This window comes from Streptomyces sp. ICN903, from assembly GCF_022015835.1.
GTDB lineage: Bacteria > Actinomycetota > Actinomycetes > Streptomycetales > Streptomycetaceae > Streptomyces > Streptomyces fenghuangensis.
Genome location: NZ_JAKMAY010000231.1, coordinates 1 through 9,303, shown reverse-complemented (window position 1 = coordinate 9,303; position 9,303 = coordinate 1). Strand labels below are relative to the sequence as shown.

General features: G+C 72.9%; 9 protein-coding genes. 8 read left to right on the top strand and 1 reads right to left on the bottom strand.

Going from position 1 to position 9,303, the window contains the following annotated elements:
* From L7D48_RS21140 to leuA, 7 genes are all read left to right on the top strand, one after another.
* A partial coding sequence (locus L7D48_RS21140; RefSeq protein WP_237881371.1) for a PfkB family carbohydrate kinase occupies positions 1-665 on the top strand: 665 nt, incomplete at its 5' end.
* A 153-nt stretch (positions 666-818) separates the two neighbouring features.
* Positions 819-1,847, top strand: coding sequence for a PhoH family protein (locus L7D48_RS21135; RefSeq protein ID WP_237881369.1), 1,029 nt, complete (start codon positions 819-821; stop codon positions 1,845-1,847).
* 21 nt (positions 1,848-1,868) lie between these two features.
* Positions 1,869-2,366, top strand: coding sequence for an rRNA maturation RNase YbeY (ybeY, locus tag L7D48_RS21130; protein ID WP_101254243.1), 498 nt, complete (start codon positions 1,869-1,871; stop codon positions 2,364-2,366).
* Entirely contained in the window at positions 2,363-3,709 is a 1,347-nt protein-coding gene (locus L7D48_RS21125) for a hemolysin family protein (RefSeq protein ID WP_237881367.1), read from the top strand. Before ybeY ends, L7D48_RS21125 begins: the two co-directional genes overlap by 4 nt.
* Positions 3,710-3,797: 88 nt before the next feature.
* The gene (locus tag L7D48_RS21120; RefSeq protein WP_206351164.1) at positions 3,798-4,163 is read left to right on the top strand and encodes a cytidine deaminase; all 366 of its coding nucleotides are present in this window, start codon (positions 3,798-3,800) and stop codon (positions 4,161-4,163) included.
* Between the two features lie 62 nt (positions 4,164-4,225).
* Positions 4,226-5,197, top strand: a complete 972-nt coding sequence (gene era / locus L7D48_RS21115; protein WP_237881365.1) for a GTPase Era — start codon at positions 4,226-4,228, stop codon at positions 5,195-5,197.
* A gap of 329 nt (positions 5,198-5,526) precedes the next feature.
* A complete protein-coding gene (gene leuA / locus L7D48_RS21110; protein ID WP_237881363.1) occupies positions 5,527-7,293 on the top strand; it encodes a 2-isopropylmalate synthase in 1,767 nt (588 codons plus the stop codon).
* Between the two features lie 116 nt (positions 7,294-7,409).
* Here the strand turns inward: leuA and L7D48_RS21105 are convergent, their stop codons facing one another.
* On the bottom strand, positions 7,410-8,231 hold the full coding sequence (locus L7D48_RS21105; RefSeq protein WP_237881373.1) for an alpha/beta fold hydrolase: 822 nt from the start codon (positions 8,229-8,231) through the stop codon (positions 7,410-7,412).
* Between the two features lie 363 nt (positions 8,232-8,594).
* Between L7D48_RS21105 and L7D48_RS21100 the strand changes: the two genes are divergently transcribed.
* Positions 8,595-9,287, top strand: coding sequence for a TerB family tellurite resistance protein (locus L7D48_RS21100; protein WP_256463072.1), 693 nt, complete (start codon positions 8,595-8,597; stop codon positions 9,285-9,287).
* Positions 9,288-9,303: the final 16 nt, after the last annotated feature.

Genomic DNA, 9,303 nt, shown 5'->3' with positions numbered 1-9,303 from the left:
CCGGAGCCCCGCCCGCCGCCCGCGCCTGCGTCGCCTCCCTCCAGCCCGGCAGGCGCCAGGAGTGGATCGCGCGGGCGGCCCGTTCCGGCAGCCGGGTCTTCGCCGACATCGGCTGGGACGAGACCGGCCGCTGGGACCCGGACGACCTCGCCGACCTGGAGCACTGCGACGCGTTCCTGCCCAACGCCCAGGAGGCGATGCGCTACACCCGCACCGACTGCCCCCGCGCCGCCGCCCGCCGCCTCGCCGAGAGGGTGCCGCTGGCCGTGGTGACCATGGGGGCCGAGGGCGCCGTCGCGGTGGACGGCGCCACGGGCGAGACCGCCGAGGTGCCCGCCATCTCGGTGGAGGCCCTGGACCCCACCGGCGCCGGGGACGTGTTCGTGGCCGGCTTCGTCACCGGCACCCTGGCCGGCTGGCCGCTGGCCGACCGGCTGGCCTTCGCCGGACTCACCGCCGCCCTGTCGGTGCAGGAGTTCGGCGGCTCGCTGTCCGCGCCGGGCTGGGTCGAGGTCGCCGCCTGGTGGCAGCGCGTACGCGACTTCGACGAGCAGGACCCGGCCGCCCTGAGCCGCTACGGCTTCCTGGAGGCCCTGCTGCCCGGCTGCGCCCGGCCGTGGCCGCTGCGCCGCGCGGTGCCGACCATCGGATTCCGCCGGCCCTGACCCACCCCGCGGCACCCGCCCGCGGAGCCGGGCATACAAATCGCTACTGACCTGTCAGCGCCACGTCGTACCCTGGAAGTCCAGGCGCGCGGCGGCGACAGACCGGCGGCACAGCAGCGACAGAGAGGGACGCGCAGGCCACAGAGCCGGCCCATGACTCAGACACAGACGGACCAGGCACGGTCCACCCAAGCGAGTGCCCGTTTCACCGTCCCGGCCAAGCACCCGATGGTGACGGTGCTGGGTTCCGGCGACTCCCTCCTCCGTGTGATCGAGAAGTCCTTCCCGTCGACGGACATCCACGTGCGCGGGAACGAGATCACCGCGACCGGCGAGGCGGCGGAGGTCGAACTCGTCCAGCGGCTGTTCGACGAGATGATGCTGGTGCTGCGCACCGGCCAACCGCTGACGGAGGACGCGGTGGAACGATCGATCGCCATGCTCCGCGACGCGGACGGCGGCGCCGAGGAGACACCCGCCGAGGTGCTCACGCAGAACATCCTGTCCAACCGCGGCCGCACGATCCGCCCCAAGACGCTCAACCAGAAGCGCTACGTGGACGCGATCGACAAGCACACCGTCGTCTTCGGCATCGGCCCTGCGGGCACCGGCAAGACCTACCTGGCCATGGCCAAGGCGGTGCAGGCCCTGCAGTCCAAGCAGGTCACCCGCATCATCCTGACCCGGCCCGCCGTCGAGGCGGGGGAGCGGCTGGGCTTCCTGCCCGGCACCCTCTACGAGAAGATCGACCCGTACCTGCGGCCGCTGTACGACGCGCTGCACGACATGCTCGACCCCGACTCGATCCCGCGCCTGATGGCCGCCGGGACGATCGAGGTCGCGCCGCTGGCGTACATGCGCGGCCGGACGCTCAACGACGCCTTCATCATCCTGGACGAGGCGCAGAACACCAATCCCGAGCAGATGAAGATGTTCCTCACCCGGCTCGGCTTCGACTCCAAGATCGTGATCACCGGCGACGTCACCCAGGTCGACCTGCCCGGCGGCACCAGGAGCGGCCTGCGCCAGGTGCAGGAGATCCTCGAAGGCGTGGAGGACGTCCACTTCTCCCGGCTCACCAGCACCGACGTCGTGCGGCACAAGCTGGTCGGCCGTATCGTCGACGCCTACCAGCGCTACGACGACAGCCACGGCACCACCGACGGCAGTGACCGAAAGTAACGGAAAGCAACCGCCACCCACATGTCGATCGACGTCAACAACGAGTCCGGCCGCGAGATCGACGAGCGGGCGATCCTCGACATCGCCCGCTACGCCCTCGCCCGGATGCGCATCCACCCGCTGTCGGAGCTGTCGGTGATCGCCGTCGACACCGACGCCATGGAGCAGCTCCACAAGCAGTGGATGGACCTGCCCGGCCCGACCGACGTGATGTCCTTCCCCATGGACGAGCTGCGCCCGCCCTCCAAGGACGGCGACGAGCCCCCGCAGGGCCTCCTCGGCGACATCGTGCTCTGCCCCGACGTCGCCGAGAAGCAGGGCGCCGACGCCCCGACGAAGCACTCCATGGACGAGGAGCTGCAGATGCTCACCGTCCACGGGGTGCTCCACCTGCTCGGCTACGACCACGAGACGCCCGGCGAGCGGACCGAGATGTTCGGTCTCCAGGCGGCGATCGTCGACGGCTGGCGCGCCGAGCGCGGCCTGGAGGGGCCCTCCCCGGCCCCGACGACGACATGAGCACCCCGCTGATCGCCGCGGCGGTCCTCCTGGTCGGCCTCGCCTGGCTGGCCGCCTGCGCCGAGGCCGGCCTGGCCAGCACCACCAGCTACCGCGCCGAGGAGGCCGTACGCTCCGGGCGGCGCGGCGGCGACAAGCTGGCCGCCGTCGCGGCCGACCCCACCCGGTACCTCAACCTCGCCCTGCTGCTGCGGGTGACCGCCGAGATGTCGGCCGGAGTCCTGGTCACCTACGGCTTCCTGCACACCTTCGCCAGCACCTGGCAGGCGCTGGCGGCGGCCGGCGGCGCGATGGTGCTCGTCTCCTACGTCGCCGTCGGGGTCTCGCCGCGTACCATCGGCCGCCAGCACCCGCTGAACACCGCCACGGCCGCCGCGTACGTGCTGCTGCCGCTGGCCCGTGTGCTCGGCCCGCTGCCGCAGCTGCTGATCCTCCTGGGCAACGCCCTGACCCCGGGCAAGGGCTTCCGCAAGGGCCCGTTCGCCACCGAGGCCGAACTGCGGGCCATGGTGGACCTGGCGGGGCGGGAGGCGCTGATCGAGGACGAGGAGCGCCGCATGGTGCACTCGGTCTTCGAACTGGGCGACACCCTGGTGCGCGAGGTGATGGTGCCGCGCACCGAGCTGGTCTCCATCGAGCGGTTCAAGACCATCCGCCAGGCGCTCACCCTGGCCCTGCGCTCGGGCTTCTCCCGCATCCCGGTGACCGGCGAGAACGAGGACGACATCGTCGGCATCGTCTACCTCAAGGACCTCTCCCGGAAGGTCCACATCAACCGCGAGACCGAGAACGACCTGGTCTCCACGGCGATGCGGCAGGCCGTCTTCGTCCCCGACACCAAGAACGCCGGCGACCTGCTGCGCGAGATGCAGAAGGACCGCAACCACGTCGCCGTCGTGGTCGACGAGTACGGCGGCACCGCCGGGATCGTCACCATCGAGGACATCCTGGAGGAGATCGTCGGCGAGATCACCGACGAGTACGACCGGGAGCTGCCGCCCGTCGAGGACCTGGGAGAGGGCCGCCACCGGGTCACCGCCCGCCTGGACCTGGGCGACCTGGGCGAGCTGTACGGCCTGGACCTGGAGGACGAGGACGTGGAGACGGTCGGCGGGCTGCTGGCCAAGCTCCTGGGCCGCGTCCCCATCGCGGGCGCCACCGCGACGGTGGAGGTGCCCGAGGGGCGCGGCGAGCACCGGGGCGAGCCGGCGCTGCGCGGCCTGCGGCTCACCGCCGAGTCCCCGGCCGGCCGCCGCAACCGCATCGTCACGGTCCTGGTCGAGCCGGTCCGCGCCCCCGCGCCGGAGCCGGAGGACGAGGCGGCGGCCGAGGCCGGCGGCTGACGGGCGGGGCCGAAGGGCGGCGGGCGCGGAAGGGGACGGCAGGGCGCCCGTTCCCGGCCCGGGCCGCCCCTTCGCGCGGTGAGCACATATGCTCACCCGCATGAGCGAACCCGCCGACCTGGATCCCGAAGACCGCAAGATCGTCACCCTCGCGCGCAGCGCGCGGGCCCGCAACGCCGTGCCCGAGGGCGCGGCCGTGCGCGACGAGACCGGGCGCACGTACGTGGCCGGAACCGTCGCCCTGAAGTCGCTCCGGCTGAGCGCGCTGCAGACGGCCGTCGCGATGGCGGTGGCGTCCGGGGCCAAGTCCCTGGAGGCCGCGGCCGTGGTCTCCGAGGCGCCCGCCGTGCCCTCCGCCGACCTCGCCGCCGTCCACGACCTGGGCGGCCCGGCCACCCCGGTGCTGCTCGCCGGCCCCGACGGCGCGGTCCGCTCCACCGTCACCGCGGGCTGAACCGCCGGGCGGAGGAGGGGGCGGGACGCGGCCGGTACGGGGCGCCCCGCGGATCGGGGAGAATGGCCACCATGAGCGACCGTTCCCCCTCCCCCCGGCCCGAGCAGCAGACGGGGTCCGCGCCGCACCGCGCGGGCTTCGCCTGCTTCGTCGGCCGCCCCAACGCGGGCAAGTCGACCCTCACCAACGCCCTGGTGGGAACGAAGGTCGCGATCACCTCCAACCGCCCGCAGACCACCCGCCACACCGTGCGCGGCATCGTCCACCGCCCCGACGCGCAGCTCGTCCTGGTGGACACCCCCGGCCTGCACAAGCCGCGCACCCTGCTGGGCGAGCGCCTCAACGACGTGGTGCGCACCACCTGGGCCGAGGTCGACGCGATCGGCTTCTGCCTGCCGGCCGACCAGAGGATCGGCCCCGGTGACCGCTTCATCGCGGGCGAGCTGGCGGCTCTGAAGCGCACCCCGAAGGTCGCGATCGTCACCAAGACCGACCTGGTGGACTCCAGGGCGCTGGCCGAGCAGCTCGTGGCCGTCGACCGGCTCGGCAAGGAACTGGGTATCGAGTGGGCCGAGATCGTCCCCGTCTCCGCCACCGCGGGCGACCAGGTGGGTCTGCTGGCAGACCTGCTCGTGCCCCTGCTGCCCGAGGGCCCGCAGCTCTACCCGGACGGTGACCTCACCGACGAGCCCGAGCAGGTCATGGTCGCCGAGCTGATCCGCGAGGCGGCGCTGGAAGGAGTGCGCGACGAACTGCCGCACTCCATCGCCGTGGTGGTCGAGGAGATGACGCCGCGCGAGGGGCGCCCGGCGGACCGGCCGCTGCTGGACGTCCACGCCAACGTCTTCATCGAGCGCCCCAGCCAGAAGGGCATCGTCATCGGCCCCAAGGGCAGCCGGCTCAAGGAGGTCGGCACCAAGTCCCGCAAGCAGATCGAGGCGCTGCTGGGCACCCCCGTCTACCTCGACCTGCACGTCAAGGTCGCCAAGGACTGGCAGCGCGACCCCAAGCAGCTGCGCAGGCTCGGCTTCTAGAAACACCCGGAAGAGGGCGCGCCCGCAGGCCGCCGTACGACCCGGCCCCCGCACCCCGCCCCGGCGGGGTGCGGGGGCCGGTCCGTGAGAGCCGTGCTCACCCATGTGAGTTCTCGCATACTGATACGCGCCGCCACGCACCGTCCGCCTCGGTTACGCTGAACCGCATCATGCGTTTTGGGCTGCTTCTCCTTAGCTGCCGCGGCGAGGGCCTGTAGTCACACGGCCGACCCCCTCCCCGCGGAGTTCGGTGATGCCGTCGTCGGCCCCTTCGAAAGCGTTCGGAAAGCGTTTCGAAGCCCATCGCCCTCCACAGGAGCCCAGTCCACATGAGCAGTGATTCCTCCCGCGTAGGCCGCCCCACGCCCGTCACCGCCGCCACGGTGACCCAGAAGCCCTCGGGCATGCCGATCCACCGCTACAGCGGCTACGAGGCCGTCGAGCTGCCCGACCGCACCTGGCCCGACAAGCGGATCACCAAGGCCCCCCGCTGGCTGTCCACCGACCTGCGCGACGGCAACCAGGCGCTGATCGACCCGATGTCGCCCGCCCGCAAGCGCGAGATGTTCGACCTGCTGGTCCGCATGGGCTACAAGGAGATCGAGGTCGGCTTCCCCTCCTCCGGCCAGACCGACTTCGACTTCGTGCGCTCCATCATCGAAGAGGGCGCCATCCCCGAGGACGTGACGATCTCGGTGCTGACCCAGGCCCGCGAGGACCTGATCGAGCGCACCGTGCAGTCCCTGGCCGGCGCCCACCGCGCCACGGTCCACCTGTACAACGCCACCGCCCCGGTCTTCCGGCGCGTGGTCTTCCGCGGCTCCAGGGACGACATCCGGCAGATCGCCGTGGACGGCACCCGCCTGGTGGTCGAGTACGCCGAGAAGATCCTGGGCGACGAGACGGTCTTCGGCTACCAGTACAGCCCGGAGATCTTCACCGACACCGAGCTGGACTTCGCCCTGGAGGTCTGCGAGTCGGTCATGGACGTCTGGCAGCCCGAGGAGGGCCGCGAGATCATCCTGAACCTGCCCGCCACCGTCGAGCGCTCCACGCCCTCCACCCACGCCGACCGCTTCGAGTGGATGTCGCGGAACCTGTCGCGGCGCGAGTTCGTCTGCCTGTCCACCCACCCGCACAACGACCGCGGCACCGCCGTGGCCGCCGCCGAGCTGGCCGTGATGGCCGGCGCCGACCGGGTGGAGGGCTGCCTGTTCGGACAGGGCGAGCGCACCGGCAACGTGGACCTGGTCACGCTGGGGATGAACCTGTTCAGCCAGGGCATCGACCCGCAGATCGACTTCAGCGGGATCGACGAGATCCGCCGCACCGCCGAGTACTGCAACCAGATGGAGATCCACCCGCGCCACCCGTACGCGGGAGACCTGGTCTACACCGCCTTCTCCGGCTCCCACCAGGACGCCATCAAGAAGGGCTTCGAGGCCATGGAGGCCGACGCGGCCGCGGCCGGCAAGCCGGTGGAGGAGATCGAGTGGGCGGTGCCGTACCTGCCCATCGACCCCAAGGACGTCGGACGCTCCTACGAGGCGGTCATCCGCGTCAACTCCCAGTCCGGCAAGGGCGGCGTCTCCTACGTCCTGAAGAACGACCACAAGCTGGACCTGCCGCGCCGGATGCAGATCGAGTTCTCGAAGATCATCCAGGCCAGGACGGACGCGGACGGCGGCGAGATCACCCCGGCGCAGATCTGGGAGACCTTCCGCGACGAGTACCTGCCCAACCCCGACAACCCCTGGGGCCGCATCCAGGTCCGCAACGGCCAGACCACCACCGACACCGACGGCGTGGACACCCTCACCGTCGAGGCGGCCGTCGACGGCACCGACACCGTGCTGACCGGCAGCGGCAACGGCCCGATCTCCGCGTTCTTCGACGCGCTGGAGGGCATCGGCATCGACGCCCGGCTGCTGGACTACACCGAGCACACCATGAGCGAGGGAGCCTCCGCGCAGGCCGCCTCGTACATCGAGTGCGCCATCGACGGCAAGGTGCTGTGGGGCATCGGCATCGACCCCAACACCACCCGTGCCTCGCTGAAGGCGATCGTCTCCGCCGTCAACCGCGCCTACCGCTGACGGCCGGGAGGACCGGCGGCCCGATGGCCCTGTGACCGACGGCCGCGCTCTTCCGCCGGGAGACGGCCCGCCCCCGCCGGACGAACGTCCGGCGGGGGCGGGCCGTCTCCACGAGGTCACCGCGGGGGACGGGCGTGCCCCAGCAGGGTGCGCAGGATCTCCCCGGCGTGCGTCCACAGCACCGCGCCTCCGGCGCCGGGGACGGTGCGGCGCACCGCACCGGGGATGCGGGCGGCCAGGCCCGCGCCCCGGTCGGGGGAGTGGCCGGTGTCCTCCTCGCCGTACCACAGGTCCACCGGCACCGCGATGCGCGAAGGGTCGAGCCCGTGGGCGCTCCAGCGGCCCATGGCCAGGGCGGTGTCGCGGGCGTAGCCGCCCGGCCCCTGGGCGAAGCCCTCCTCCAGGGCGCGCCGCCAGGCGGCGTCGAAGGCGGGGTCCCGGTAGACCGCCAGATCGCACTCGGGGCTGTTCGACACGATCATCTCGCGCAGGGCGCCGGGTGTGAGACCGGCGAAGATCCGCTCCGCGGCGGGCGGATCGGCGACGGCGGTGTCCACCAGCCGCCGCAGCTCCCGAGGGAGCACGTCGGCGAACCGCGGCTCGGCGACCTCGTCCGCCCCGGACACCACCGCGAGCGCCGCCACCACGTCCCGCTCGGCGCAGGCCAGGGCGAACGGCGCCCCCTGGGAGTTGCCCACCATGGCGGGCCGCCCCAGGCCCCGGGCGGCGGTGAACGCGCGGACGTCCTCGGCGAAATCGGCGAAGGTGCGCCCCGGGAGCGGACCGGAGGCGCCCAGGCCGGGCCGGTCCAGGGAGATCAGCCGCACTCCGAGCCGGGCGACCGCGCCGGCGCCGAACCCCAGGTGTCTGCTGGTGCCCGCGCCCGGGCAGAACAGCACGGGGAGGCCGTCCCGCGGCCCCCACTCCGCCCAGCCCAGCCGTCTTCCGCCGGGAAGCCGCTGTTCGCCCGTGCGCTCCGGACCGGTGACGGTCACGGCGCCCGCGATGCCGCCGGCGCCGGCTCGCGTGATGTCCGCGTCGTTCGGGTGGATGGTGTTCACGGGCGTCATCCTGCTGGCCGCGGCGGCGGTACGCGAGCCGTTTGCCGGGGCTCCGGGCGTCCTCGGCGCCCCATGCTTTCGCAAAGGTTTCCACCCGGCGCGGGGGCGCCGCGCGACCCTTCCCGACCTGCGCGTACGCCCTCCGGCCCGGCTCGCAAGGGCCACGAGGGGAAGAGACGGGTGACTTCCGGGGTACTGACGGCACCTCATCGATGTGGTTAACATCACGCCCACGCGGCAATGGCGCAGGAGCGTGACGGAGGTACGGCAGTGGTGCACCCCCGGGGCCGGGACGGCCGGAGACTGCGGCTGGCGGGCGTCCGCACGGCCTGGCACACGGTCGACGACGGCGAGTTCTTCTGTCCCTCCTGCGGCGGCGACCGCAACTACAGACGCCGCACCGGGCGCCGCCGCCTGGTGGTGCTCGGCCTCCCCGTGCTGCCGAGAGGCGAGGCCGGGCCCGTGCTGGAGTGCGCGGCCTGCGAGGGGCACTTCGGCACCGACGCCCTCGACCACCCCACCACCACCCGGCTGGGCGCCATGCTCCGCGACGCCGTGCACGCCGTCGCGCTGGCGGTGCTGGCGGTGGGCGGCTGCGAGGCGCGGTCGTCCCGCGAGGCGGCCGTGGAGGGGGTGCGGGCCGCCGGCTTCACCGGCTGCTCCGAGGAGCAGCTGGTCGCCCTGCTCGCGGCGGTGGGCTCCGACGGGGTCACCATGGAGATAGAGCTGCACGAGGCCCTGGCCCCGCTCGCCCCGCACCTGGCCGGGCCCGGTCGCGAGAGCCTGCTGCTGCTGGGCGCCCGGATCGCGCTCGCCGACGGCCCCTACACCCCCGGCGAGCGCAGGACGCTGGGCTTGGTGGGGCGGACCCTGCGGCTGTGCGGGGAGGAGACCGACCGGCTGCTGGACGCCGCCCGCACCACCCCCTCCTGACGCTTCCCGGCGGCCC